The sequence below is a fragment of the Picosynechococcus sp. PCC 7002 genome, assembly GCF_963860125.1.
Lineage (GTDB): Bacteria > Cyanobacteriota > Cyanobacteriia > Cyanobacteriales > MRBY01 > MRBY01.
Map to the genome: position 1 here is coordinate 1,710,564 of NZ_CAWLFA010000001.1, position 24,938 is coordinate 1,735,501.

At 51.6% G+C, this 24,938-nt stretch carries 22 protein-coding genes; 11 read left to right on the forward strand and 11 right to left on the reverse strand.

Features of this window, described 5'->3' with window-relative positions:
* Positions 1-453 precede the first annotated feature (453 nt).
* A complete protein-coding gene (gene apcB / locus AACQ84_RS08325) occupies positions 454-963 on the forward strand; it encodes an allophycocyanin subunit beta (protein ID WP_012307244.1) in 510 nt (169 codons plus the stop codon).
* A gap of 107 nt (positions 964-1,070) precedes the next feature.
* Here the strand turns inward: apcB and AACQ84_RS08330 are convergent, their stop codons facing one another.
* Positions 1,071-1,988, reverse strand: a complete 918-nt coding sequence (locus AACQ84_RS08330; protein WP_012307245.1) for a LysR family transcriptional regulator — start codon at positions 1,986-1,988, stop codon at positions 1,071-1,073.
* Between the two features lie 228 nt (positions 1,989-2,216).
* Here AACQ84_RS08330 and AACQ84_RS08335 point away from each other — a divergent pair, with 228 nt between their 5' ends.
* Entirely contained in the window at positions 2,217-3,389 is a 1,173-nt protein-coding gene (locus AACQ84_RS08335; RefSeq protein ID WP_012307247.1) for an S-layer homology domain-containing protein, read from the forward strand.
* On the opposite strand, the gene hisF is transcribed toward AACQ84_RS08335, so the two are convergent.
* Positions 3,379-4,161, reverse strand: coding sequence for an imidazole glycerol phosphate synthase subunit HisF (gene hisF / locus AACQ84_RS08340; RefSeq protein ID WP_012307249.1), 783 nt, complete (start codon positions 4,159-4,161; stop codon positions 3,379-3,381). The genes AACQ84_RS08335 and hisF overlap by 11 nt on opposite strands.
* A gap of 205 nt (positions 4,162-4,366) precedes the next feature.
* Here hisF and AACQ84_RS08345 point away from each other — a divergent pair, with 205 nt between their 5' ends.
* A complete protein-coding gene (locus tag AACQ84_RS08345; RefSeq protein ID WP_030006981.1) occupies positions 4,367-4,663 on the forward strand; it encodes a hypothetical protein in 297 nt (98 codons plus the stop codon).
* Here AACQ84_RS08345 and AACQ84_RS08350 read toward each other — a convergent pair.
* Positions 4,660-6,252: a SpoIID/LytB domain-containing protein gene (locus AACQ84_RS08350; RefSeq protein WP_012307251.1), complete on the reverse strand. Its 1,593-nt coding sequence runs from the start codon at positions 6,250-6,252 to the stop codon at positions 4,660-4,662. The genes AACQ84_RS08345 and AACQ84_RS08350 overlap by 4 nt on opposite strands.
* A gap of 62 nt (positions 6,253-6,314) precedes the next feature.
* Positions 6,315-9,488, reverse strand: a complete 3,174-nt coding sequence (locus AACQ84_RS08355; RefSeq protein ID WP_012307252.1) for a hybrid sensor histidine kinase/response regulator — start codon at positions 9,486-9,488, stop codon at positions 6,315-6,317.
* Positions 9,489-9,673: 185 nt separating this feature from the next.
* On the opposite strand from AACQ84_RS08355, the gene AACQ84_RS08360 reads away from it, so the two are divergent.
* Both AACQ84_RS08360 and AACQ84_RS08365 read left to right on the forward strand, forming a co-directional pair.
* Entirely contained in the window at positions 9,674-10,426 is a 753-nt protein-coding gene (locus AACQ84_RS08360; protein ID WP_012307253.1) for a YebC/PmpR family DNA-binding transcriptional regulator, read from the forward strand.
* A gap of 155 nt (positions 10,427-10,581) precedes the next feature.
* The gene (locus tag AACQ84_RS08365) at positions 10,582-11,820 is read left to right on the forward strand and encodes a GAF domain-containing sensor histidine kinase (RefSeq protein WP_012307254.1); all 1,239 of its coding nucleotides are present in this window, start codon (positions 10,582-10,584) and stop codon (positions 11,818-11,820) included.
* Here the strand turns inward: AACQ84_RS08365 and dapF are convergent.
* The gene (gene dapF, locus AACQ84_RS08370) at positions 11,817-12,662 is read right to left on the reverse strand and encodes a diaminopimelate epimerase (RefSeq protein ID WP_012307255.1); all 846 of its coding nucleotides are present in this window, start codon (positions 12,660-12,662) and stop codon (positions 11,817-11,819) included. The genes AACQ84_RS08365 and dapF overlap by 4 nt on opposite strands.
* 41 nt (positions 12,663-12,703) lie before the next feature.
* Here dapF and AACQ84_RS08375 point away from each other — a divergent pair, with 41 nt between their 5' ends.
* The 4 genes from AACQ84_RS08375 (at position 12,704) to cysE (ending at position 16,527) form a co-directional block, all read left to right on the forward strand.
* The gene (locus tag AACQ84_RS08375; protein ID WP_012307256.1) at positions 12,704-12,913 is read left to right on the forward strand and encodes an Hfq-related RNA-binding protein; all 210 of its coding nucleotides are present in this window, start codon (positions 12,704-12,706) and stop codon (positions 12,911-12,913) included.
* A gap of 64 nt (positions 12,914-12,977) precedes the next feature.
* Positions 12,978-13,892 carry a M23 family metallopeptidase gene (locus AACQ84_RS08380; protein WP_012307257.1) on the forward strand — a complete coding sequence of 305 codons (915 nt, stop codon included), beginning with the start codon at positions 12,978-12,980 and terminating at the stop codon, positions 13,890-13,892.
* Positions 13,893-14,047: 155 nt separating this feature from the next.
* Positions 14,048-15,676 carry an ABC1 kinase family protein gene (locus AACQ84_RS08385; RefSeq protein WP_012307258.1) on the forward strand — a complete coding sequence of 543 codons (1,629 nt, stop codon included), beginning with the start codon at positions 14,048-14,050 and terminating at the stop codon, positions 15,674-15,676.
* A gap of 113 nt (positions 15,677-15,789) precedes the next feature.
* Positions 15,790-16,527, forward strand: coding sequence for a serine O-acetyltransferase (gene cysE, locus AACQ84_RS08390; protein WP_012307259.1), 738 nt, complete (start codon positions 15,790-15,792; stop codon positions 16,525-16,527).
* Position 16,528: 1 nt separating this feature from the next.
* On the opposite strand, the gene AACQ84_RS08395 is transcribed toward cysE, so the two are convergent.
* The 5 genes from AACQ84_RS08395 to AACQ84_RS08415 form a co-directional block, all read right to left on the reverse strand.
* On the reverse strand, positions 16,529-17,002 hold the full coding sequence (locus AACQ84_RS08395; RefSeq protein WP_012307260.1) for a CRR6 family NdhI maturation factor: 474 nt from the start codon (positions 17,000-17,002) through the stop codon (positions 16,529-16,531).
* A gap of 159 nt (positions 17,003-17,161) precedes the next feature.
* Complete coding sequence (locus AACQ84_RS08400) at positions 17,162-18,019, reverse strand: ABC transporter ATP-binding protein (RefSeq protein WP_339367122.1); 858 nt, start codon at positions 18,017-18,019, stop codon at positions 17,162-17,164.
* A 27-nt stretch (positions 18,020-18,046) separates the two neighbouring features.
* Entirely contained in the window at positions 18,047-18,559 is a 513-nt protein-coding gene (locus tag AACQ84_RS08405) for a Fur family transcriptional regulator (protein ID WP_012307262.1), read from the reverse strand.
* A 178-nt stretch (positions 18,560-18,737) separates the two neighbouring features.
* Positions 18,738-20,225: a nucleotide-binding protein gene (locus AACQ84_RS08410; RefSeq protein WP_012307263.1), complete on the reverse strand. Its 1,488-nt coding sequence runs from the start codon at positions 20,223-20,225 to the stop codon at positions 18,738-18,740.
* Between the two features lie 54 nt (positions 20,226-20,279).
* Positions 20,280-20,684 (reverse strand): Npun_F0494 family protein, encoded by a 405-nt coding sequence (locus tag AACQ84_RS08415; protein ID WP_012307264.1) that lies wholly within the window; start codon positions 20,682-20,684, stop codon positions 20,280-20,282.
* A 303-nt stretch (positions 20,685-20,987) separates the two neighbouring features.
* Here AACQ84_RS08415 and bchB point away from each other — a divergent pair, with 303 nt between their 5' ends.
* The gene (bchB, locus tag AACQ84_RS08420; protein ID WP_012307265.1) at positions 20,988-22,514 is read left to right on the forward strand and encodes a ferredoxin:protochlorophyllide reductase (ATP-dependent) subunit B; all 1,527 of its coding nucleotides are present in this window, start codon (positions 20,988-20,990) and stop codon (positions 22,512-22,514) included.
* 137 nt (positions 22,515-22,651) lie between these two features.
* Positions 22,652-23,638 (forward strand): methionyl-tRNA formyltransferase, encoded by a 987-nt coding sequence (fmt, locus tag AACQ84_RS08425; protein WP_012307266.1) that lies wholly within the window; start codon positions 22,652-22,654, stop codon positions 23,636-23,638.
* A 64-nt stretch (positions 23,639-23,702) separates the two neighbouring features.
* Here the strand turns inward: fmt and AACQ84_RS08430 are convergent, their stop codons facing one another.
* Positions 23,703-24,902, reverse strand: a complete 1,200-nt coding sequence (locus AACQ84_RS08430) for an HhoA/HhoB/HtrA family serine endopeptidase (RefSeq protein ID WP_012307267.1) — start codon at positions 24,900-24,902, stop codon at positions 23,703-23,705.
* Positions 24,903-24,938 lie beyond the last annotated feature (36 nt).

Consider the following 24,938-nt stretch of genomic DNA (forward strand, 5'->3'; position numbering starts at 1 on the left):
GGTCACATCTCCACTGGTTGCGGCCCAGGAACTGTTTACTGTCAGGGTAGGTTAGATTTAAAGCTCTGGGTCAGGCGATCGCCAAAATTTCACCAAAATATTTACAGAAAGTCGCCCCATCTGGCATGGATGGCCACAGCCTCGGTACAGCTTGGGAAAAACAAAAATCGTCTTTTAGATCTCAGATTTAGAGCAGTTTTATTATTTTTTTTAAAGAAATGTAATCAATACGGCCCGAAACCTGGGATTATAAATGCCGTATAAAATTACGAGAGAAGACATCCTCCACTCCTTTGGGCGACGTAAAACAGGCTCGTCCTGGGGTCTTTACCCGAAGGAAAAACCATGTACTTCAGTCATGGGAGTATGTCAATATAAAACGAAGCTTCTCATCCCCCTGGGATGATCCTTTTCTAAACGCGCTTAATAAAACTGCTGTTCGGAGAAAATTTAATGCGGGACGCTGTTACAAGTCTGATCAGAAATTACGATACCACCGGGCGTTACTTTGACCGTGATGCCATCGAGAGCCTCAAAGACTACTTTGCTTCGGGGAATGACCGAATCACCGTTGCGGCGATGATCAATAGTCAATCTGCGGAGATCGTCAAGGCCGCGGCCAATAGTCTCTTTGAAGCGGTCCCTGAACTGCTCTTAGCTGGGGGCAATGCCTATACGACCCGTCGCTTTTCTGCTTGCTTGCGGGATATGGACTACTACCTCCGCTATGGCACCTATGCCTTAATTGCTGGGGATATGGACGTTCTCAACGAGCGGGTCCTACAGGGTTTGAGAGAAACCTATAATTCCCTAGGGGTGCCCATTGCACCGACGGTTCGGGGAATTCAATTCCTCAAGGATGCGATTAAGGAAATGGCGGCGGCGGCTGGCATTGCGAATACGGCTTTTATTGATGAACCGTTTGACCACATGACCCGTGAACTGAGCGAAGTGGATCTCTAAATTAGTTGACGGCAACTAACTTACACCAATGGTGGGCTGTCACCTCAGTTCCTTGCTCTGACCCTGGTCGGGGCAATTTTTTTATGGGTCTTTTTCTAAACCGAGACCTAGGCACTGAGGGTATCGAGGCGCGGTTGGGAAAGAAGTTGGGTAATGAGACTACAAAAATATTGAATTGGGGGAATCTCTAGGCGATCGCTAGTCGTGACGAGGACAACTTCCCGCATATCCATGGCATCGGGCAGAGGTTTGACCACGAGGGCAGAATCAGTACGGGCTTCGACGAGAGCAGATTGGGGCAAGAGGGCAATCATATCACCCTGGCGTACCAGGCCACGGAAGGCATCGAGGCTATTGAGTTCAACGGTGGCCGTGGGGGCGAGGCCGTGGTTGGCGAGCTGATCTTGCACGTAGCGTTGCATACCGTAGCCGTCCTTAAAGACCACTTGGGGGTAGCTCGCGATATCGATCCAGCTTAATTTCTCCTTTTGGGCGAGGGGATGATGTCTGCTGAGGAGGACTTCAACGCTTTCCTTGTAGAGGGGCATCACGACCATATCGGGGCTGGCGGTGAGAAAGCGATTATTCATGACAATGGCCACATCCACAAGGCTATCCCGCAGCACTTTTAGGGCGCGATCGCTACCGAGGGCAGTGACTCGCAGTTGGGTTTGGGGGTACATCCGACAAAATTGTTGGAGTACGGGCGGCAGATGGTAGGCACAGACGGAGTGAATGGCAGCGACGCAGAGTTCCGATTGATTACCCGCGAGGAGATCGTTGATTTCGGCACGGGCATTGTCCCAACTGCTACAAATTTTGCGGGCGTAGGGCAGAAACCGTTCCCCCGCCAGGGTGAGTTTAACCTGGGCACTGCGGTGAAAAAGGGGCATCCCGACGGCGGCCTCAAGGCTTTGAATTTGGCGACTGACGGTGGATTGGGTGACGCCACATTGCTGGGCTGCTTGACCAAAATTTCCGGTGGCGGCGATCGCCAAAAATGCTTGCAATTGCTCCAGGCGCATGGGTCATCCCCTTGGTTAAATGTTTTCCTGTCATGTGCCCAATGAGTTTACTGCATTGATTTTGGGGCTTTTTGTTCCGGATGTTACAAACCTCAAGAAAGGAAAAGGGCCAGAACTCAATAATCTGACAAAAATCTGGCAAGTCCTGCGGAAGAATCTATCATGGGGACAATTTGCGCCTGTGTTCAATCCGTGGCCGAGTGATTTGCCTCGGTTGCATCCCTAGCTATGCCCAATATGAATCACTCAAATCCTGATCCCCTGGTTCCCTCCCTTGACCATTGGGCCATGCCGTTTAGTAATCAGCTTGCCACCATTAAAGGTTTAGGAGCTTGGTTTGGGTCTGGGTTTGATCCGGCTCGACCACTGACCCGGACTGAGTTTGCCAGGGTGCTAGCCCAATGCTTTGATCTGCCACGACCTTGGGGCACTTTTGTGCCGGAATTCCCAGATGTTGCGCGCCAAGACCAAGCGGCGATCGCCCAAGCGGTCTCCATGGGATTTTTGACGGGTTATCCCGATAACACCTTTCGCCCCCAAGCTGTGCTGAAACGGTTTGAAGTGCTAGAAGCGTTGGTACGGGGTTTAGGGTTGAGTCCAGGGAATCCAGCGGTATTACGGGCTTTTCGAGACTATGTCCAGATTCCTTCGACGGTGATGGGGGCGATCGCCGCTGCAACCCAACACCATTTGGTCGTGACCCAGCCCCAAGTTGATCTGCGACCCCTCCAGCGAATCACCTGGGGAGAAATGGCTGCTTTTTTGCACCAAGCCTTGGTTTTACAGAGGGAATTACCCGTTTTGGCTGCGCCTGGGTTGGTCGATCCGCTGCCCTATCTGCCGACTTTTACCGATGTGCAAAACCACTGGGCCAAGCCCTTTATCCAGGCGATCGCCAATCTTGGTTACATTCACGGTTCAGCCCAGGGCCAATTTTTCCCCGATCAGCCCCTCAATCGCGCCCAGTTTGCCCTGTGGATCCAGGCCATATTTCACCCTAGTCCCCGACGGCCCCGGAAACAATTTTTCGATGTGCCGTCCCATTTGCCTGCCGCCGAGGCCATTCAACAGGGATATCAAGGCTGTTTTTTCTCTGGTTTTCCTGACCATACTTTCCAACCCCAGCAACCCTTACGGCGCGTCCATCTCCTCGTGGCGATCGCCCAGGGCCTGCGTTTACCACCAGGGGACATCGCCCTAACAGAACACTACGCAGATCAGGAAGAAATTCCCCCCTATGCCCAGGCAGCGGTGGCGACAGCTCTCCAAGCGAAAATTGGTGTGCTCCCCCAGGAAAAATTAATGCTCAAACCTCAGGCGATCGCCAGCCGAGCCGAAGGACTCGTTTATTGCCACCAAGCCTTGGTTTACGGCCAACGATTACTGCCCCTTACTGAGTAATTTGGGTTGGGCGCACGGGCACTTGATGCTGTTGGAGGTAGGTCTTGATTTCGGCGACGGTCAGTTGACCATAGTGGAGCAACGAGGCTAAAAGGGCGGCCTCTGCTTTCCCCGTCGTCAGGGCTTCGTAAATATGCTGGGTGTTGCCCGCTCCCCCGGAGGCAATGACCGGAATTTCGACGGCATTGGCGATCGCCTTGGTCAGTTCGAGGTCGTAACCCGCTTGGGTACCATCAGCATCCATACTCGTGACGAGCAGTTCCCCAGCGCCCCGTTGGGCCATTTCCTTCGCCCAGCCCAGGGCATCAATGCCGGTATTTTCGCGGCCTCCCCGCACATAAACATCCCAACCCGGATTTGCCGGATCTGGCCGACGTCGGGCGTCAATCGCCACCACAATGCACTGATTGCCAAACCGTTCGGCTGCTTCATTGATAAAATCCGGGTTCCGCACCGCCGAAGAATTGATACTGACTTTATCGGCCCCGGCCCGCAGGAGGTTTCTAATCTGGGCCGTGGTACTGATGCCACCGCCGACGGTGAGGGGAATAAAGACCTGTTCTGCGGTTTGGTAGACCACATCGATAATGGTGTCGCGGTCTTCGTGGGTGGCGGTAATGTCGAGGAAAACCAATTCGTCAGCCCCCGCATCGTTATAAACCTTCGCCAACTCTACCGGATCGCCAGCATCCTTGAGATCGACAAAATTCACACCTTTGACAACCCGTCCAGCATTCACATCGAGGCAAGGCAAAATTCGTTTGGCGAGCATTTTAAAGGGGGTCTCCTAGGTCGGGGGGCAAGGTCATATTTTACCCCTTGCTCGCAACACCACAATTGCGATCGCCCCCAAGAAATTAGCAGAAATTTCACGCATCGTTGATTACAAAAATTAGTCGCTGCCGCTGCTCGGCTTGACCTTGAGAATTTTGCGGTGATTTAAAATGGGCCTGTGTGTGTTTCGCCGAGCAGTGTTTATGCGTGTTGTAGCTCTCCAGGATGACATTCTCTGTATTCACCAAGATGATCTGCCCCCCTACAAAAAAGGCGGCTCGGTGGTGCGCAATAGTTATTTTTGGGCATTGAAATCCATTGCTTGCTATACGCCGCGCCAGGGAGATTGGGAATTTGACCGGGTGGTGTGGGTTGCTTTAGGGCGGATGTTGATGGCCTTTACCACCTCCGGGTACCTCGGCAGTTCGGAGACGACTTTAGAATTTCCTGAGGCGATCGCCATCCCTGACTCTTTACGCGCCGTTGCCACCTATCTCTAGGGGGTTTCCCGCCAAAAGACAATGGACTCATCCAAGGGTTGGAGGGTGGTGCCAGGATAGTAAAACTGGAGAATCCGCGCCGCTGACCAGCCCAAGTTAGCGAGATTGTAGGAGCCATATTGACTCATGCCGACCCCATGGCCGAACCCACCGCCCACAAAGGTATAGCCCGTGAGTTGATTTTGGGGATTGAGGTTGGGTTGTAGGTAAAACAGGGTACTGCGGGGCGGCCCCAGGGCACTGCGAATTTCATTTTTCAGGAGTTTGACAATGCCCCGGTCGGTGGTGACATCCAACTCCAGGACACGACCCGAAGGCGATCGCCGCTTAATCTCTAATTTTTGTACCGTTTGAATGCCCGCGAGGGGATTTTGGGTGCGCTCTAGGTAGGTTTGCAGGGTTGTGGCTAATTCCTGGAGAGTGGCGGATCTTTCCCAGCGAAAGACAGTCCGCCCCGTTTCGTTAAAGCCTTGGTTGAGAGCGATAAATTTCCGAAAAGCCTGTTCATCAGCGAGGGAGTTGCCTTTTAGATCCCAGACTGGATTTGGAGAATCAATCACGGCTTTGAGATAAGGCCGCTCTGCCCCATCCCACACATCGCTAAAGGAAGCGGTTACGCCGCCAGTGGTAGAGGAATACAGGGCATCGACTAATTCGTTGTTGTAGGTGAGCACTAAACCTTTAGTGCGGGCGATCGCCTGGTCAATGCGGGGACTAGTGCCCTGGAGACCTTTATAAACTTGGCAATGGATCGTGGCACAAAGTTCGTAATCGTCAGCTTCAAAACGCCGTAAATTGCGCAGGGCGTAGGTGCGGGCAATGATTGTCTGGGCTTCGACGGCATTATCAGGGGCATTGGGGCCAATTTCGTGGGGCACAACACCCCGTAAATACACCTCAATATCGACGTCATTAACGAGGGTAAAAGTACCGTAGGCGTTGGGCTGGAGCCTCAGTTCCCCGGCAAAGCGACTTTCTGGGCCGCCATCTTCTTGGACATTAAACAAACCGTTGCGCGAACGGATCGCCACATTGGCCCGATTGTACCGGTACCCCCCCACCACAAAGGAGGCGATCGCCTTTTCGGTACGCACCGTCGAACTGAGATAAGGGGTGGTGTAACCCTTCGCTTTTAATTCCTGGAGCAACAACCGCCGGAGGAGAGGCGTTTGGTAGACATCCCGTTTCGCCCACACTTGCCAGCGACCGGGTTGGGTAATTTCTACTTCAATGCCGAGGGAACGCCAAAATTTGGCGCTGTCCTCTGCCGTCTCAAAGGTACCCTGGTCACTGAGGACGATATATTCCGCTAATTCCGCCTGGGGCAAGGGTTGCTGGGCGACCTCTAGGGTGACTTGATTGGTCTGGAGCGTCTGTTGTTGGCCGCCGCTGATAATGTCCACCTCAAGGCGATCGCCCGACAGACTGGAGATGGTCAAAGTATCGTTTTGCTCTTCTCCGAATCGTTGGACAATGCCCACTTCGATCTCAACGGCATTACCGGGCAAAGCCCCCGGCCCCCATAGTCCAAGTCCGATCCATAGCCCCAATCCGAGCCACTGCCCCTGAAATTTAGCACTGCGCACCATGGCGAGTCCCCTGACACCTAAAACAATTGATGAAAATATAGACGGCGATCGCCAGCCCAAAGTTACGCCACCACCTTACCATTTTCGTCTAGTAAAATTTCCCCAGCCATTAACCGGGCCGCTGCCTCTAGCAAATGATCTTCCACATAGGGCTTTGTGAAATAGGCCTTTGCCCCCCGGTCCGCCGCAATTTTCCGGTGTCGTCCGGCCCCGCGCGAGGTCAACATCGCAATGGGAATGTGGGCCAATTCAGGATATTGTTGAATTTCTTCGAGCAACGCTAAACCATCTAGGCGCGGCATCTCAATATCACAGAACACCAAACTAAAATCGGGATTTTCCAACAACTGCTCTAGAGCCTCTTCTCCATCCCGGGCCCGCTCCACATGGTAGCCCGCCTTTTGGAAGGTAATGGCTAACAATTCTCGCACCGTCACCGAATCATCCACAATCAAAATCCTTGGGGCCGTTATTTTTACCGACGCATCATCTAGGGGTTCAAAATCGCCCATCCCGTCCCCAGGCTCCGAGACCGTGGGCTGTTTCGTACTGCCCGGCAGTAACACGTCTCCTTGGCGCATTTTTTGGGCCGCATCCAACAGCACTTCTTCTAAATAGGGTTTCGTGAAATAGGCACTCGCCCCCAGTTCAGCGGCCATTTGTCGGTGGCGATCTGCCCCCCTTGATGTCAGCATGGCCACCGGAATTTTTTCTAAATTCGGGTCTTTTTGAATGCGAGATAATAGCTCCAAGCCATCCATGCGCGGCATCTCAATATCGCAAAAGACCAGTTCACAGGGTAAGCCTCCCCGCAGTTTTTCCCAAGCTTCCTGGCCGTCCCGGGCCTGCTCAACCCGATAGCCAGCCTTTGTGAAACTCATCGAGAGGAGTTCGCGCACCGTGATCGAATCATCCACAATCAACACAATGGGCTCCCTTTGTACCATCTCTGGTACGAGCAAGTGTAAGGCCGGGTTATCTTGCCAGGTGGTAGCCTTGGCCCTGACCCGTCCCTGGGCCGCAAGTTCAATCAGCTCTAACACATCAACCACGGGCATAACTGTGCCATCCCCCAGGACTGTCGCCCCGGCGATCGCCGCTGGTTTCGGAATCGGCCCCTCGATCTGTTTAATCACGATTTCCTGTTCCCCTAGCACCTGATCCACCTGAATCGCCAGGAGATTGCCCGCACTGCGTAGGATCACAACGGGAATTTGGTCAGGATCCCCAACCCCTCCATAAATTGAGCCCCGCCCAATTTGTCGTTGGAGCGTCAATAGATTACTGAGGGGATACACCCGCAATCGAGAATCTCGCCAGCGAATATAACGTCTGCGGCCTTCCTGTTCCACTTGGTCGAGGGTGTAGGTCTGCATATCTTCAACCCCATCCATGGGCAGAGCAATGCGGGCGTGGCGATTGAGACAAAATAAAGCGCGGCAGATATTGAGGGTGAGGGGTAGCCGGATGGTAAACGTTGTACCTTTACCCAGGGCGGAGTCAATGGTGATTGTGCCTCGAATACTACCGAGGGCCGTGCGGACCACATCCATGCCAACCCCCCGACCCGAAAAGTCATCGGCCTGTGCCTTGGTGGTAAAGCCAGGATGGAAAATAAAATCATAAATATCCTGTTGACTGAGATCCGATAATTGATCAGGGGTAATCAGGTTTTTTTCAAGGGCTTTGTGGACGAGGGCTTCAGAATCCATCCCCGCACCATCATCGGCAATGGCAATTACAATTTGATTCCCCTGAATATAGGCTTTGAGGGAGACAACCCCCGCCGCAGGCTTACCCTTACTGAGGCGTACTTCCGGGGACTCAATCCCATGGGTAATGGCGTTGTTGATCAGGTGAGTCAGGGGATCATAGAGCTGCTCTAGGATCATTTTGTCAATGAGCACTTCTCGACCTTCGACATTGAGGGAGGCTCGCTTATTGAGTTTGAGGGAAATTTCCCGGACGGGGCGCACCAGGCGATCGGCTGCTTGGGCAAAGGGAATCATCCGTGATTTAGTCAAGCCTTCCTGGAGCTGCGTACTGACCTGCCGGAGATTACGGGCAACTTGTTCATTGTCATCGACTAGAAATTCGATATCCGAAGAAGATTCTCGCACCCGCACAATCAGTTCAATCATCTCCTGGGAGAGGAGGTGAAAGCCGGTGAACTGATCCATTTCTAGGGGGTCATATTCTTGGGAACGATGGCGACCGGGGGCATCCGCCTTATCGGTGAAACCTGGGGGAAAGTGATATTCACTACTTTGACCACGACTGGCTAGCAGGGAACGCTCCAGGAGAGAGCGTTCGTAAAGATCTTGCATCTGGCTACCAATGTCGTTGAGCCGTTGGACTTGGCCCGTGAGATTGTCGAGGAATTGCCGGAGTTTTTCTTGGCTTTGTTCGAGGGTATTGCGGTTGACAACGAGTTCTCCCATCAAGTTACTGAGGTTATCGAGTTGCTTGACGGGAATCCGCATGGTCTGCTCAAAGCTGTTGACCTTTTGGGAGCGTTGACGATTTGTACTAGGGCCGCTGGTGGTAGTAATGGGAGGCCCTCCCATGGTGTCTGCCTGTTGGAGCAGGGCTTCTAATTCACCAAAGTCCGTCTGTTTGGAAATGGCAATTTGGGGGCGTTTTTTGGGAGAGGGACTAGGGCTAGGAGCGCTCGGAGTTTGTTCAATGAGTTGGGTGAGGGCTTGCCAGTCAACAGAATTGGCCGACGAGCTTGGTGATACTTCTAGGTATTGACCGAGATCCTCTAGGGCAGGGTAGTAGGTGATCTGACCGTTGGTAACCGGGGAGATCTTGGAGGAAATGGCCTTGGGGCGTTTGAGGGGCGGGGAAACGGGGTCTTCGAGGGGAAAATAAGGTTCGCTCTCGGTGGCGTAAGTTTCTGTTTCGGAGGGTTGGTTGGGATCAGTATCTTGGAGGAGAGCTTCTAAGTCGGCTTCGAGGTCTGCTTCGTTTTGGGACGAGGCTTGCTGAGGCGTTTGGGACTGGGGGGAGGTCACTTCCTCGAAGGCTAAAAGTTCTTCAAAGTTATTTGCGAAGCTGATAAATGAAACTTTCGGATCGATCTCCTTGGGAAAATCGGTCGCTGGCTCCTTGGGAAAATCGGTCGCTGGGGGGGCAGAGGTTTCTGCGTCGAGGTCTTCAAACAGTTCTAGGAGTTCGTCTTCAAACTCAGAATCTTGATAGTTATGTGCTTCATTATGACTGTTGTTGCTCACTGGTGCCCCCATCCAACGCTGGTCAAAAAATACAGGAATTGTCAATTACAATCAGGATAACCTAATCTTTCGGGTGGATTACCTAAGGTAAAGTTTTACTGACAGGTTCAAAATCTGCTGTGTATTGGTGGCCTGTTATGGTTTAAGAAGAAAGCAACAGTGATGATTTGATTTGAGCATTCACCATGGCTGGACATAGTAAGTGGGCAAATATTAAACGACAAAAGGCACGGGTTGATGCCAAGAAGGGGAAAACGTTTACTCAGTTATCCCGGGCGATCATTGTTGCGGCTCGCCATGGTCTCCCTGATCCGGCGGGGAATTTTCAACTCCGTACTGCCATTGAAAAAGCGAAGGCTGCGGGCATCCCCAATGAAAATATCGAACGGGCGATCGCCAAGGGAGCGGGTACCTATAATGATGGCGAAGCCAATTACGAAGAAATCCGTTACGAAGGCTATGGGGCCGGGGGCGTGGCCATTTTGATCGAAGCCCTCACCGACAACCGCAACCGCACAGCGGCGGATTTACGTTCTGCCTTTAGCAAAAATGGTGGCAATTTGGGAGAAACGGGTTGTGTGAGCTGGATGTTTAGCCACAAAGGTGTGGTGACGCTCACGGGGGAGATCGACGAAGAAGCCCTACTAGAAGCTTCCTTAATTGGCGAAGCAGAAGGTTATAGTGCCATCGAAGACAGCGATGAGGTGGAAGTCCTCAGTGCCGTTGAGAACCTAGAACACCTCAACCAAACCTTGCAGGATGCGGGCTTTACGGTGAAAGAGGCGGAGTTGCGCTGGTTCCCGGAGACAGAAATGAACCTCACCGACGAAGTACAGATCCAAACGATCCTCAAAATGATCGAAACGATCGAAGCCCTTGATGATGTGCAAACGGTCACCAGTAATTTGGCGATCGCCCCAGCCTTTGCGACCCTCTAAAGGTCATTTAAAAATTGAGCCAAAGTGATCCCCTAGCGACAGAGACTTGATTTGAAGGCTCCTTTGAGGTTTCAGGGGCGCACAAAATATTTCTAGTTTGGGTACCTTGGAGAGAGAAAATAATCTTTTCACAGCAGTAAGGAAATCCTGAAGTGATGCGAACCCCCGAACCTTTGCCCCATGAAGCAGAACGCCTCAAATCATTGTTCCAACAGGATCTTTTAGATACCCCCCAGGAGCCTGAATTTAATCGCATTGTCAACCTCGCGGCGCGACTGTTTGGGGTCAAAATCGTTTTGATTTCCCTCGTGGATGATTGTCGGCAGTGGTTTAAGGCTAAGGTCGGCTTGGCAGCGAGCGAAACCCCCCGCAATATTTCCTTTTGTGGCCACGCAATTCAGAGGGCAGACATTTTTGAAATCCCGGATACCTTAGCCGATGAACGCTTTTGGGACAATCCCCTTGTCACTGGAAAACCCTATATTCGTTTCTATGCGGGTCATCCCATCCGCTCTGGGGACGGCTATCCCCTGGGTACCCTGTGTTTAATTGATGAACAACCCCGTAAATTGACGGCCACTGAACGGGAACTGCTGCAAATGCTGGCGCACCAGGTAGAAGATTTGCTCCGTTTACGCCGTAATCTAAAACGCAAGCAAAACAAAATTAAGCTGCTCACGGTGCAAGTACAATCCCTAGATCGAAGCAATAACCTCAAGGATCAACTGTTAGCGGTGTTGTCCCACGATCTGCGCAGTCCCCTGATTAGTTTCCGGTCGGTGATAGAACTCTTGGCCGCCCAGGCCCTAGAGCCGGAGGAGCTAGAAATTTTAATTCCCGAAGTCTGCAACAAGTTTGACCAAACAGAAATGAAGGTGATGCAGATGTTGCAATGGGCGCAGCAGCAACTCCAGACGGAAGTGGTTCCCATTGAGATGATCAAAGTCGAGGCGATCGCCGCCCATGTGTTGCCCTGGTGCCAGGACTGCGCCCAACGAAAAAATGTGACCTTACAAGTTGAAATGGAGCCCCAATTACAAGTCCTAGGCAATTTAGAGCTTATCGGGGTTGTGCTGCGTAATTTCCTGGGCAATGCGGTGAAATATTCCCGTCACGGTGAAACGATCACCTTGTTCGCGCGCCGGAGTGGTCAATATGTAGAATTGGGGGTTCGGGATACGGGGCTGGGAATGAAGCCCGAAACCCTTAAAAAAATTCGTAGCCATAGCTATCAGCTGTCAGCCCCAGGCACCGACAATGAAAAAGGGACTGGCCTGGGGTTATTGCTCTGTCAGACTTACCTCAACCAGATGGGCACTGCCCTAGAGATTGAAAGCCGTTGGATGGAAGGATCGACGTTTTCGTTTCGCTTGCCGATCGCCCCCAGTGCCTAGAGGGTCACTTGACCCTGGAAGCTAATGGCTGCTGGCCCGGTCATATAGATGTGATTGTCTGCTGCTGACCATTCGATCTGGAGACAGCCCCCCGGTAGTTCTACGGTACAAAGGCGATCGCAATGGCCCGTTAAGACCCCAGCCACCACCGACGCACAGGCCCCTGTCCCACAAGCGAGAGTAATCCCCGCGCCCCGTTCCCAGACCCGCATTTTGATGTAGTCGGGACGTACCACTTCAATAAACTCGGTATTGATCCGTTGGGGAAAAGCCGGGTGGTGCTCAAAATCTTTACCAATCACCTCTAGGGCGATCGCCGCCACATCTTCGACAAAGGTAATGCAGTGGGGGTTCCCCATGCTCACACAGGTCACCATCCATGTTTTTCCGGCCACTTCGAGGGGCTGATTAACGGCTTGGCCATTACTGTCTTTTAGGGTGGTGGGAATATCCGTTGCCGTGAGAATCGGTTCACCCATATCAACCCGCACGAGTGCGTCAGTTTCTAAACGGGGTCGAATCATCCCCGCCAGGGTATGGATGCTGTAGGTTTTGCCGGGGGCATTTCCCCCCTCTAGGTGGTCAATGAAGCGGGCTAAACAACGAATCCCGTTGCCGCACATTTCCGGTTCAGAACCGTCGGAATTGAAAATGCGCATGGTATAGTCGGCACCAGCCTGGCCTGGCAGAGCGAAAATCACACCGTCCGCACCAATGCCGAAGTGGCGATCGCATAGTTGAATGGCTTGCTCCGGGGTGACGAGGGGCGTCGTCTGCTGGCGATTATCCAGCAGAATAAAATCATTACCCAGACCTTGATATTTCGTAAATTCCAGCACCATACTTGTCGGTTAAGCTAATCAATAAAAGTTAATTCGCCATTATGACAGAATTTAATACGGGCTATCCGAGTGTGCGTCGCATCCAGAGCTTCGTCAAAGTAAAGGGGGAAGTGGAGATTAAACTCCTTACCAATGATGTCATCATTGGCAAAATTTTATGGCAAGATCCCCACTATCTTTGTGTCGTAGACCGCAGCTCCACTAGGGAATTTATGATTCCTCGCCAGGCGATCGCCTACGTCAAAGCTTAAACTGTCGGTAAACTTTTTCGTCTGCGATCCGTCCCTGTAATCTGTTGACCTAACGCAATTTACCATGACTGTTTCTTTCCCCCGTTTTCTCCCCCTCGTTGCCAGCCTTGCCCTAGTTGTGGGGTTTTCAGAATCAGCCACCAGCGAACCGCAACTCCAAGTCACAGTCAATCCCAGCAGTCCCAAACTTGGGGAGAGCATGGCCGTAATTATTGATCCCCCCGGCACCCTCGATCCCCAACAGGCCGATACTTTAACGGTACGCTTTACTAAAAGTGGCGCGACCCAGGCCGATACTTATCCTGTTTTCCCCCTCGATCCGGCCGGCGATCGCTACCGAGCTTTAATTCCGACATCTCCCCTCGAATCCCACGGCAAAACCCTCCTCCAGGTGAGTGATGGCAACGAAACCCGCAACCTCGCCGTTTGGATCCAAGACCGCCGTTTTCCGACCCAGCGCATTACCCTTTCTGGCAGTGGCTCTGGCCCTGCAACCCAATACGAACTTGACCGCGTCGCCGCCCTCAAAGCTATCGTCTCCCCCACAAAACATTGGAATGGCCCTTTCCTGCGGCCGAATAGTGGTCGCGTTTCAACGATTTTTGGCGTACGGCGCTACTACAATGGCGTTTTTGCCCAGGATTACTACCATCGCGGCATTGACTATGCAGCAGGCTATGGTTCCCCGGTGGTCGCTCCTGCCCCTGGCAAAGTGGCCCTGATTGACTTCGAGAAAAATGGTTTTAAAGTACACGGCAATACCGTCGGTATTGACCATGGCCAGGGCGTCATTAGCGTTTTCCTACACCTCAACAGTATTCCCAGCAACCTCAAGGAAGGAGATTTTGTCCAAGCAGGTCAAGCGATCGGCACCGTCGGTTCTAGTGGTGCTTCCACCGGGCCTCACCTCCACTGGGGACTCTATGTCAATGGCGTGGCGATCGATCCAGAACTGTGGCGTAACCAAACGGTTCAATAACCTACTTACAAAAATCTGCTGCCATTTGTTCTGGAGCCCAAGGTAAAGTCTGGGCTAGGCATTTTTGGGGACAAATGAATAACTTGATGGAGGCGCTTCCCTCTAAAAAAACTAACGTATAGTAGAGACCAAGCTAATTCTACATCGGGTGTTCCATGGTTTTTTCTCTGACCCAGAGCAGTTCACGCCAGCGGGAAATTATTGAAATTGTTTTCAGTAATGGTTGGGACTTCATGAAGAGTCTCCTGACTGGTGGTAAAGCCGATAAACCACAGATCCCCCCCCCTGAAGTTTTTCGCAATATTCTGGTGGAGCTAGGGCCTTTTTATGTCAAGCTCGGACAGCTTCTGAGCACTAGGCCCGATCTTCTACCCCCGAAATACATTGAGGCCCTCACTGCTCTCCAAGCCAAAGTCCCCACGGTGCCTTGGTTTGAAATTGAGCAAACCATTCGTCAGCAACTTTCCCAACCCCTCGAAGACGTTTTTCAAGAAATTAATCCCAACCCCATTGCAGCGGGTTCCATTGCCCAAATCCATCGGGCGGTTCTGCGGAATGGTCAAGCTGTCGCCTTGAAGGTACAACGGCCAGGCATCGATCAAATCGTCGCCCAGGACATTGCCCTCATCAAAGGGATTGCAGAACTCGCTGCTCTCACAGAATTTGGCCAAGATTATGATGTAATTGCCCTCGCGAAAGAGTTTACAAAAGCTGTCCAGGCGGAGCTCGATTTTCGTACTGAAGCAGGTTATACCGATCAGCTCCGGCGCAATTTAGCGAAAAGCAGTTGGTTTGATCAACAAAAACTGACGATTCCAGAAATTTATTGGGAGCTGACCACCGAAAAGCTGCTGGTTATGGAATGGCTCGATGGCAAGCCCTTGCTGGAAGCGGAGGTCACTTCAGAAAAACAACGTCAAGCAATCACGACAATTTTGTTTCGGGCTTTTTTCCAGCAAATTTTTGTGGATGGTTTTTTCCATGCTGATCCTCACCCCGGTAATATTTTCTACCTCGATAGTCAGACGGTGGCGTTAATTGATTGTGGGATGATTGGCCGCCTCGATCCGCGCACCCAAAAACTACTGACAGAGATGCTACTGGCCATTGTGGATATGGATGCCCAGAGCTGTGCCCAGTTGACCCTAGAACTATCCGAAGGGGCGCACACGACGAACTTAGCCCGCCTAGAAGCCAACTATGATCGCCTGCTGCGTAAATATTACGACCGGAGCTTAACGCAGTTAAATTTTAGTGAGGTGTTCTATGAAATTTTGCAGGTAGCCCGCAACAATAAGGTTAAACTGCCGGGAAATTTGGGTTTGTATGCCAAAAGTCTCGCCAATTTGGAGGGGGTCGCCCGCAGTTTTAATCCAGAGGTTAATTTACTCGATGAGATTAAGCCGCTGATCACTGATATTTTCCGACGGCAATTGGTGGGGGATACTCCATTTCAGACCATGTTCCGCACGGTCCTCGATCTGAAAACGATTTCTTTGCGATCGCCGCGCCAGATTGACGTGATTCTCGACCGCCTCAGCTCAGAAACCCTCCAGTGGAATTTAAACCTGCGGGAACTCGATGGCCTGCGCCGTAGCATTGACGACTCCGCTAATCGCCTATCCTTCAGTATTGTGGTGGGGTCGTTAATCATGGGAGCCGCGATCATTACCATTTCGCCGAACCGTCAGTTAATGATTGTGAATGAAATTTTGTTTGCGGCAGCCAGTCTTTTAGGATTGTGGCTAATCATTAGTATTTTGCGGTCAGGACGCCTAAAGTAAATATCCCCTGGGTGATGAAATCTAAAAAATTGCCCCAGGCAGAACAACCAAAGGATACTATAGAAAATGGCCTTGACCTTTGGCATGAATTATCGCTCTGATTAGAATTCATTATGCTCTCCACCCTCTTCGCCGACTTCCGCATTATTTTTGAACGGGATCCTGCTGCGCGTAACTGGCTTGAAGTTCTATTTTGCTATCCGGGCCTCCAAGCGCTGTTGTTTCATCGCGTCTCCCATGCCCTCTATCGCTCTGGTCTGCCGTTTATCCCCCGGTTTCTTTCCCACATCGCCCGCTTTTTAACGGGAATTGAAATTCACCCAGGTGCCCGTATTGGCCACGGGGTTTTCATTGATCATGGCATGGGCGTTGTCATTGGCGAAACAGCGATTGTTGGTGACTATTGCTTGATCTACCAAGGCGTCACCCTCGGCGGTACAGGGAAAGAGAGTGGAAAACGCCACCCGACCCTCGGTGAAAATGTCGTTGTTGGTGGGGGAGCCAAGGTACTCGGCAATATTGAAATTGGGAATAACGTGCGCATTGGGGCCGGGTCAGTGGTCTTACGCCATGTCCCTTCGGATTGCACAGTAGTCGGCATTCCGGGGCGGATCGTCTATCGTTCTGGGGTCAAGGTCAATCCTTTGGAACACGGCAGCCTACCCGATTCGGAAGCAACGGTGATTCGTACCCTCTTAGACCGCATTGAGGCCCTAGAAGAGCAAGTCCAAACCCTCCAAGGTCAACAGCAGCCGGATCTCGTAACAGCCCACCGTCGTCAGAATCACAAAGATAGCTGTCGCTTGTCTGACCGAGAAATTCAACAATATTTAGATGGTGCGGGAATTTAATTTAGCTGAGATCATTTAAAAAGTCGTCGTCTAGTTCGTAGCCTAATAATTGGGCGATCGCCTTTACCCGTGACTGAGGTTGAATGCCGAATTTCGGTAAAGTCTCACTGAGGCAAAATACTTTACTCATCACAAAAATTTCGAGGGCTTCGGGATTATATTGAATCCCTTCGGTGCGATGAAATTGATGGGGCACGAGCATCGCCGTATAACGGCCTAATTCCCCTGCTTTCCAGTCGAGGAGGAACGGAAACCAAGGAAAGATCGCATCGAGACGCACAAACCAGAGACGAATTTCTGGGATTTCTGAGAGTTCACGGGGATCATTCGCTTCCTGGGGAAAATCAATCTTTAACTGAAACTTTTGCTCATGGTCTGCGAGGGCCTCATCGAGCAGGATCGATTGCACCAGGGTTTTCAGGGGGGCCAAATTAAGACTGAGGATGTCGCGTTGGGGAATTTTGATCTCTGCCATGGTTGCTTCGGTCAACAGCTTTCCCATTGTAAAGCTTGGAGATGGGCGCTGAGTGCTCCAAGGCTCATGAATTGCATTTGCGATTCGCCTTGGGACAAAATCCAACAAGTCGCCTGTTCCTGGAGATCAAGACGCAATGGCCAGGGGGTCTGTACGGCTTCAAACCCCCAGACGCGTCAAGGCGCGTTCTGTCCAGGTGGCCGCCAAGCCTTGGCCGGTGAATTGGATGGGCGATCGCCGCTGGTACTGTAACTGAAACTGACCACTCATTTGATCAAAATAAAAGCGATCGCTACTAAAAGTTGTCCCCAAATATCCCTCTAGGGCTAATTCCTCCGGTGTACCCACTACTAACCTTTGGCTGGGGGTAATGAGCCAGAGCTGATCCGCACTCCGCAGGGCTAAATCGAGGTCATGGGTAGACATCAAAACGGTGCGCCCTTGTTGGTGCGCCAAAAACCGCAACAATTGCATCACTTCCACTCGACGAGGTACATCGAGATAGGCCGTCGGTTCATCCAGCAACATTAAATCCGTCGCCTGGGCCAAGGCCCGCGCAATCATCGCTTTTTGTCTTTCCCCGTCGCTAATGTTATTCAGGGGTTGGGCCTGGAGGTTCGTTAAACCAACAGCGGCGATCGCCTCCCGGACAATCTGTCGATCCGTTGGCCCCAAACGCCCTTGCCAATCGGTATAGGGATAACGCCCCAGGGCAACCAGTTCTGTAACCGACATCCAAGGGAGATCAACCCGTTCCGTTAAAACCAAGCTCAGGCGTTGGGCGCGCTGGGCCGCATTGAGGGCCGTCAAGGGTGTCCCATTCAGCCAAACCTGACCCGCTTGGGGGGACTCCAGACCCGCCAACGTCCGAATCAAAGTCGATTTTCCCGATCCATTCGCCCCCACTAAACAGACAAACTGTCCCTGGGCGATCGCCACATTGAGATCTTGAAGTAAGGCACGCCGTTGGTAGCCCACCGTTAAATTTTCCGTCACCAATAAAGATTGGGACTGCAATGTTACCGTCAAATGCGATCGCCTCGATTAATGGAGATGGGTTTGGGCTTTTTCCCGCGAACAGACCCAATCATGGGGGAGCGCCGAGGGCCAACCCATCAAGCGGGCCTCCGGACAAATGGTGGTGATGGTTAACTGGCAGTCGAGTAACTCAAAACCCTGCTGTTGGCATTGGGCAATGCTGTGTTTGTTGATCGCGACATCCTCAAACTCAATGGTTTTATTGCACTGGACACAGACCAAATGGTGGTGGTGGGCTTGGGATTGGTTCAGCTCATAATGTTTGTGGCCCTCGGCGAGCTCTAGCTCCCGTAAAATGCCCATGCGGGTCATGAGTTTTACGCTACGGTACACCGTTGAGAGACTAATTTTTTCCCCTTGCTCCAATAACTCATTGTGCAAATCTTCAGCGCTGAGGTGTTCACCCTTCGGCAAATTTAGAAAGGTGCGGAGAATTTTTTCCCGCTGGGGCGTTAACCGCCATCCTTTAGCATTGAGTTCGGTCTTGAGGGCGCTTACGTCGTAGGAAGGTACCAGCATATTTTTCAACAAGTTCAGCTTATTGACAATAATAAACGCCCTTTTCTACTTTTGCAACAATCTGGCCTTATTGCAAATAAATACTAACATTCAGGTCACCATCGGCCCCAAAAGGCGATCGCCTGCTGTAATCTACGCCAACAAAAATATTGCCCCTTTTTTTATCAACCGAGGACGATTAATCGGCATCCTCTAATAAAATCGTCGGATCAACATATTGCTCAAGGTGATTGGCGAGGGCTTCGAGGATTGCTTCTTGCCGTTCGTTGAAATTAGCAATACCTGTCGGTAGAGAAGAGAGGCCCCGTTTTTGGCGGAGGGCATTGAGCCAAAAGCGACACCAGGGGCCATTATTAAACAAACCTTGCAAGTAGACGGCCCAGATGTTTTGACTTTGGTTAACAAGACCCAAATTTGGGGTTTCAAAGAGTTGGGTATAACCGCTACTGGGAGCATAGTTCAGGATGTCACAGGGGAGGGTCATGCCGCTCAGGGGAAGATTTGGAAAGGGGAACCGCGAAAATGTTTCGGCGGGGAAGAGGGCGGCCTTGGTATGGGGTTGGCTATCAAAGGGCGTTAAACCGAGGGCTGGTTGAAAATCGCCACTGGGGAGGGCAATTTTTTTACTGAGGAGATTAGCACCATTGCCGATCCCTATCACCGTGCCGCCTGCATTGACATATTGCTGCAGCTGTTGGGGATAGCCGTATTTGTGGAGATAGTCGAGGTCGGCGATCGCCTGGCTGGTGTGGGGCACAATCACCGCATCGGGATAACCCAGGGTCTCGGTCGGATTAATAAACTCCAACTGTACCGAAGCCTCACCCATCAGGGCATCAAAGTCTGCATAGGGACAGAGGTGAGGGAGCTGGATTACCTGCAAGCGCAGTTTATTTTGGGGTAAATTGACAGGGTTATGGGCAACGGTAGTACAGAGGCTTTCGGGGTCAAAGGCCAGATTTTGGAGAGGCCGAATATAGCCGAGGACGGGTCGTTTGAGATACGTTTTGACCCACTGACTGGTTTGGGTTTCTTGGGGGCGATCGCCTTGCCACTGATTGAAGATTACCCCCCGAATCAGTTGACGATTTTCTGGGGAAAGCCGTTGCCAGAGGCCCCAAAGCTGATTAATGGCCCCTTCATGGGTGCAGTCAATCAAAATAATACCCGTGACGGGCGCCTCTAAACCCTTGAGAATCTCAAAATTTTGGTCGGTATCGCTGGTGAGGGGATGGTAAAGACTGTCGCGATAGCTATCGAATAGCAGCACATCGTATTTCGGCGGCAATGCCATCAAACATTCTCGAATCAGCGGTCGCGCAATATCGTAATAGCTATCGTAGTAAGCTGTTCGTTTGACAGTACCAATCCCCCGCCCTTGAATCAGCAGTTGAAATTTAGGCTTTGATTCACCAGGGGGACTACAGGCTTTTAGTAAAACTGGGTTGAGATGGGTTGTTGGTTGAATTTTTGCGGCCCACGCTTGCCAAGCCGCTGATTGACTGACTTCTGCGTCGGCACTGACCCGATAACCTTTTGTGATTTCCGTTTGACTTTGGAAAGGAACAACTCGCAACCCCTGCCGAGTTAGGGAACGGGCCAGCGCCGTAATTAACCATGATTTTCCAGACCGACGACTAGGGCTAAAAATGGCGATCGCCCGCATGAAGCTTCCTCACATTAAACCGAAAGATAGATGCATAGATTTAGATTGTACAGTCTAGACCGAAAACCGACTCAGCCAACGTTGTAAAGCATTTTGGCACCGAGCCAACCACGACACCTTTACCGCCTGGGGGGCCGCTTGCCATTGGGCCAACACCTGACGACCCAGAGGCGTTAAGCGAAAACTATCTGTCAAACCTTGACCATCGACCTCCCGCCGGAGCAATCCCACTTGAATCAGCCACATCATCAACTCTTCCACGGCCCCTTCCGGCAGCGATCGCCCACTATAACTCGCCCGGAGTCCAGCTTCTCCAGCAATATCAGGGAGCGCCACACTCTGATCTTTCATCGCTGCCAGCAGTTCCCACCGGAGCGGTGTGCAAGCAAAAGCCACCAGTGCCCGCTGTATTGTTTCAGGAGCGTATTGAATGGGTTTTGGTGTAAAAACTTGGGTCATGGCTAGGAGCAGAGACAATTGCAATCAAACGAAATTCATTAATAAAGTGCATTGTATATCCTTCCCCAAAGTTCTTGACGGCGAATCATCATCGAGGCAGAGCTTGAAATTCGTTGAAAGAAACAGATGATGAACCTTTATTTGTAGAGATATCCCTTGAAATGAAACCATTTTCTTTGCGAGATACATCGTTTTATTGACTTTTGTTTTCTTCTCCGAGAACCCGAAAATCATTTGCGAAAATGACACTGACTGAGATCACTTTTGATCACAAACCAGTTTTTTTTGGGAGTAAAAATACCTATGAAACTTGCCTATTGGATGTATGCAGGCCCAGCCCACATCGGCACATTACGCATTGCCAGTTCTTTTAAAAATGTCCATGCGATTATGCACGCTCCCCTAGGCGACGATTACTTTAATGTGATGCGTTCGATGTTAGAACGGGAACGCAATTTCACCCCTGTCACCGCCAGCATTGTGGATCGGAATGTTCTGGCACGGGGCTCCCAAGAAAAAGTTGTTGATAATATTGTCCGCAAGGATCAAGAGGAACGACCCGATTTAATTGTCTTGACCCCCACTTGCACTTCAAGCATTCTCCAGGAAGACCTCGAAAATTTCGTCGCCCGCGCCCAATTGGATGCCCAGGGAGACGTCATCTTGGCGGATGTGAACCACTACCGGGTTAATGAACTCCAGGCTGGCGATCGCACCCTCCAGCAAATTGTCCAGTTTTATATCAATAAAGCAAGAAAAAAAGGTGACTTAGCCACGGAGAAAACCCCGCAACCGTCGGTGAATATTATTGGGATTTCGACCCTTGGTTTCCACAACAACCACGACATCCGCGAACTAAAGACTTTGATGGCCGAGTTGGGGATTAGTGTGAATTTAGTAATTCCTGACAAAGCCTCTGTCCACGATTTGAAAAAATTGCCCCAGGCCTGGTTTAACCTTGTGCCCTACCGGGAATTGGGCCTGCCCACGGCAAAATATTTAGAACAAGAATTTGACCAACCCTATGTGGACATTACACCGATGGGCGTTGTGGAAACGGCCCGTTGCATCCGCGCGATCCAGGGAGCGATTAATGACCAGGGAGCCACGGCAGATTATGAAGCCTTTATCGAAGAACAAACCCTCCATGTGTCCCAGGCCGCTTGGTTTAGTCGTTCCATTGATTGCCAAAATTTAACGGGCAAAAAGGCGATTGTCTTTGGGGATAATACCCACGCTGTGGCAATGACGAAAATTCTGGCGCGGGAAATGGGCATCCATGTGGTGCTGGCGGGAACTTATTGTAAATATGATGCTGACTGGTTCCGTCAAGAGGTGAGCGAATACTGTGATGAGATTTTAATTAGCGAAGATCATGGCGAAATTGCTGATGCGATCGCCCGCCTAGAACCTGCTGCCATTTTCGGTACCCAGATGGAACGCCACGTGGGTAAGCGGCTGAATATTCCCTGTGGCGTGATCGCCGCCCCGATCCACATCCAAAACTTCCCCATTGGTTATCGGCCTTTCGTGGGTTATGAGGGCACTAACCAAATCGCGGATCTGGTTTATAACTCCTTTACCCTAGGCATGGAAGACCATTTGCTCGAAATTTTCGGCGGCCACGATACCAAGGAAGTCATTACCACAACCATGTCGGCCAGTTCTGATCTGAATTGGACAACGGAAGCCCAGGGACAACTGAACAAAGTCCCCGGATTTGTGCGGGGCAAGGTGAAGCGCAACACCGAAAAATATGCCCGCGCCCAGGGACTGAGTGAAATTTCCCTGGAAGTGCTCTACGCCGCTAAGGAGTCTGTCGGTGCTTAACAAGGCCCCCCTGCCCCCAGTTTGGGGGAGATTTAGGAGCAGTTCAAAAGACCGATGAGGTTTGCATAATCGCTAAGGTCGGGGGAGATCTGCGCTAAAGTGAAAGGCTGATCGCACGCTTGGTTGCTCTTTTTCCCATGCTTAAAGTTGTCTTTTTCGGTACGCCTCAGTTTGCAGTGCCCTACCTAGAAGCCCTTTTGAACCACCCGGACATTGAAGTGCTGGGGGTCGTTACCCAACCGGATAAGCGGCGAGGTCGGGGCAGTCAACTGATTCCGTCGGCGGTAAAAAAGGTGGCGATCGCCCATGATCTCCCCGTCTGGCAACCGAAGCGCATCAAAAAAGATCCTGAAACCTTAGCGATTCTCGAAAACCTCCAAGCCGATGTGTTTGCGGTGGTCGCCTACGGGCAGTTGCTCTCGCCGCAAATCCTCCAGATGCCCCGGCTCGGCTGTGTCAATGGCCATGGTTCCCTGTTGCCGAAATATCGCGGCGCCGCGCCGATCCAGTGGAGTCTCGTCCAGGGGGAAACGGTGACGGGGATGACCACCATGCTCATGGATGAGGGGATGGATACCGGGGCAATGCTCCTCAAGGCTGAAACGCCCATTGATCTTTGGGACAATGCCCATGATTTGGCAGTGAAATTAGCGACCTCCGGGGCGGCTTTATTGACAGAAACGCTCATTCAACTGGCTCAAGGAAAAATCACCCCCATCCCCCAGGATCCAGACCAAGCCACCTATGCGCCGTTGATTCAGAAAGAAGATTTTCAGCTAGATTGGCAAAAAGGGGCGATCGCCTTACATAACCAAGTGCGCGGTTTTTATCCCAACTGCCTCACCACCTGCCGCGATAAACCGTTAAAAGTGTTAGAAACGATCCCCCTCGTGCCGGAATGTTTTGCGCAATATCCCGCAGCATATGAACCCCTCAAGGAATTTGTTGGGAACACAGGGAAGGTTGGGGAAATTGTGGCGATCGCCAAAAAATTTGGGCCAATCATCCAAACGGGGGACGGACTTTTGTTGCTCAAACAGGTGCAACCCAGCGGCAAAAAACCCCAGTCCGGTTGGGATATGGTCAATGGGATGCGCCTAACTGTCGGTGAATCCTTGGGCTAGAACGCAAAAAAAGTCCCCAGGTTGTGAACCCGGAGACCTTGGGGGAAATTTCAACTTAAAGAACTTATGAAACCCCTTGCATTTGTGCTGTTCTCAAGGTGAGCTCTGAGGTGCGATCGCCCCGGCGCAGTTCCACCTTCAAGCTAGCATCAACGCCACTCTGTTCAACGGTTTCCTGGAGTTGTTGGGCATTGGCGATCGCCTTACCGTTGATTTTTGTAATCACATCGCCCCGACGCAGACCCGCTGTTTCCGCTGGACTACCCGGCACCACACCCAGCACCAGCGCTCCGTTCACTTCCGGTAAGAGCACGATGGAATTGGGGTCAGCATTATTTTCCTTGGCCATTTCTGGGGTGAGGCTCACCATCCGAATCCCGATGAAGGGATGGGGTACTTCTTTCCCAGCGGCGAGGGTGGGTTCAAGATCCTTGGCTTTGTTGATCGGGATCGCAAATCCAATGCCCATGGCATCCCGGCGGATCGCGGTGTTAATCCCAATCACTTCACCGTCGGCGTTGAGGAGGGGGCCACCGGAGTTACCAGGGTTAATGGCGGCATCGGTCTGGAGAAAATCGACCCGCTTATCGGGAATTCCTGCCTGGGCCGAAGACCGTTCTAGGGTACTGATAATGCCGAGGGTAACAGTATTGTTTAAACCCACCGGATTCCCTACGGCGATCGCCCAGTCACCCACCTGCACAGACCCAGAATCACCGAGGGGAGCCACGGGAATAGACTCATTTTTGGGGTCAATTTTCACGACGGCCAAATCAGTTACTTCGTCGGTACCCTTTACTTCCCCTTCAAAGCTGCGGCCATCTTTTAGCGTTACGGTAACTCGATCAGCACCGCTCACAACATGGGCGTTGGTGAGGATCACCCCAGACCGATCTGTAATAAACCCAGATCCTTGTCCGGTGAGCACCTGACGTTGTTCATCGGGAAATTGCATCCCAAAGCGATCGCCAAAAAACTCCCGGAAAAATGGATCATTCATAAACGGGTCCTGGAAGCGGCGCACCACGGTTTTTTCTGTGTCTAGACGCACTACCGCTTGCCCTGTCCTGGCCACCGCATCGGCGACAAAACTTCGACCTGCTGCTACGGGTACCGCTGCCACTTCCTGGGGCGGATTGGTATCAGCTAAAGGTTGGTTGAGGGTTTGGCTAGAGCCTTGCATTGCCCCGAAGGTAATGGCACAGCCCACACAGAGGGCAACAATGTGGGTTGTAAATCGTTGGACAAATTTTGATCGTCTCATAGAAGTTTTTCTATCCAGTCTGTATAAAGTTTTAGG

Bases quoted from the DNA above. Each gene is read 5' to 3' on its own strand.
- apcB (WP_012307244.1), top strand. From the start codon at position 454: ATGCGGGACGCTGTTACAAGTCTGATCAGAAATTACGATACCACCGGG.
- AACQ84_RS08330 (WP_012307245.1), bottom strand. From the start codon at position 1,988: ATGCGCCTGGAGCAATTGCAAGCATTTTTGGCGATCGCCGCCACCGGA.
- AACQ84_RS08335 (WP_012307247.1), top strand. From the start codon at position 2,217: ATGCCCAATATGAATCACTCAAATCCTGATCCCCTGGTTCCCTCCCTT.
- hisF (WP_012307249.1), bottom strand. From the start codon at position 4,161: ATGCTCGCCAAACGAATTTTGCCTTGCCTCGATGTGAATGCTGGACGG.
- AACQ84_RS08345 (WP_030006981.1), top strand. From the start codon at position 4,367: ATGCGTGTTGTAGCTCTCCAGGATGACATTCTCTGTATTCACCAAGAT.
- AACQ84_RS08350 (WP_012307251.1), bottom strand. From the start codon at position 6,252: ATGGTGCGCAGTGCTAAATTTCAGGGGCAGTGGCTCGGATTGGGGCTA.
- AACQ84_RS08360 (WP_012307253.1), top strand. From the start codon at position 9,674: ATGGCTGGACATAGTAAGTGGGCAAATATTAAACGACAAAAGGCACGG.
- AACQ84_RS08365 (WP_012307254.1), top strand. From the start codon at position 10,582: ATGCGAACCCCCGAACCTTTGCCCCATGAAGCAGAACGCCTCAAATCA.
- dapF (WP_012307255.1), bottom strand. From the start codon at position 12,662: ATGGTGCTGGAATTTACGAAATATCAAGGTCTGGGTAATGATTTTATT.
- AACQ84_RS08375 (WP_012307256.1), top strand. From the start codon at position 12,704: ATGACAGAATTTAATACGGGCTATCCGAGTGTGCGTCGCATCCAGAGC.
- AACQ84_RS08380 (WP_012307257.1), top strand. From the start codon at position 12,978: ATGACTGTTTCTTTCCCCCGTTTTCTCCCCCTCGTTGCCAGCCTTGCC.
- AACQ84_RS08385 (WP_012307258.1), top strand. From the start codon at position 14,048: ATGGTTTTTTCTCTGACCCAGAGCAGTTCACGCCAGCGGGAAATTATT.
- cysE (WP_012307259.1), top strand. From the start codon at position 15,790: ATGCTCTCCACCCTCTTCGCCGACTTCCGCATTATTTTTGAACGGGAT.
- AACQ84_RS08395 (WP_012307260.1), bottom strand. From the start codon at position 17,002: ATGGCAGAGATCAAAATTCCCCAACGCGACATCCTCAGTCTTAATTTG.
- AACQ84_RS08405 (WP_012307262.1), bottom strand. From the start codon at position 18,559: ATGCTGGTACCTTCCTACGACGTAAGCGCCCTCAAGACCGAACTCAAT.
- AACQ84_RS08410 (WP_012307263.1), bottom strand. From the start codon at position 20,225: ATGCGGGCGATCGCCATTTTTAGCCCTAGTCGTCGGTCTGGAAAATCA.
- AACQ84_RS08415 (WP_012307264.1), bottom strand. From the start codon at position 20,684: ATGACCCAAGTTTTTACACCAAAACCCATTCAATACGCTCCTGAAACA.
- bchB (WP_012307265.1), top strand. From the start codon at position 20,988: ATGAAACTTGCCTATTGGATGTATGCAGGCCCAGCCCACATCGGCACA.
- fmt (WP_012307266.1), top strand. From the start codon at position 22,652: ATGCTTAAAGTTGTCTTTTTCGGTACGCCTCAGTTTGCAGTGCCCTAC.
- AACQ84_RS08430 (WP_012307267.1), bottom strand. From the start codon at position 24,902: ATGAGACGATCAAAATTTGTCCAACGATTTACAACCCACATTGTTGCC.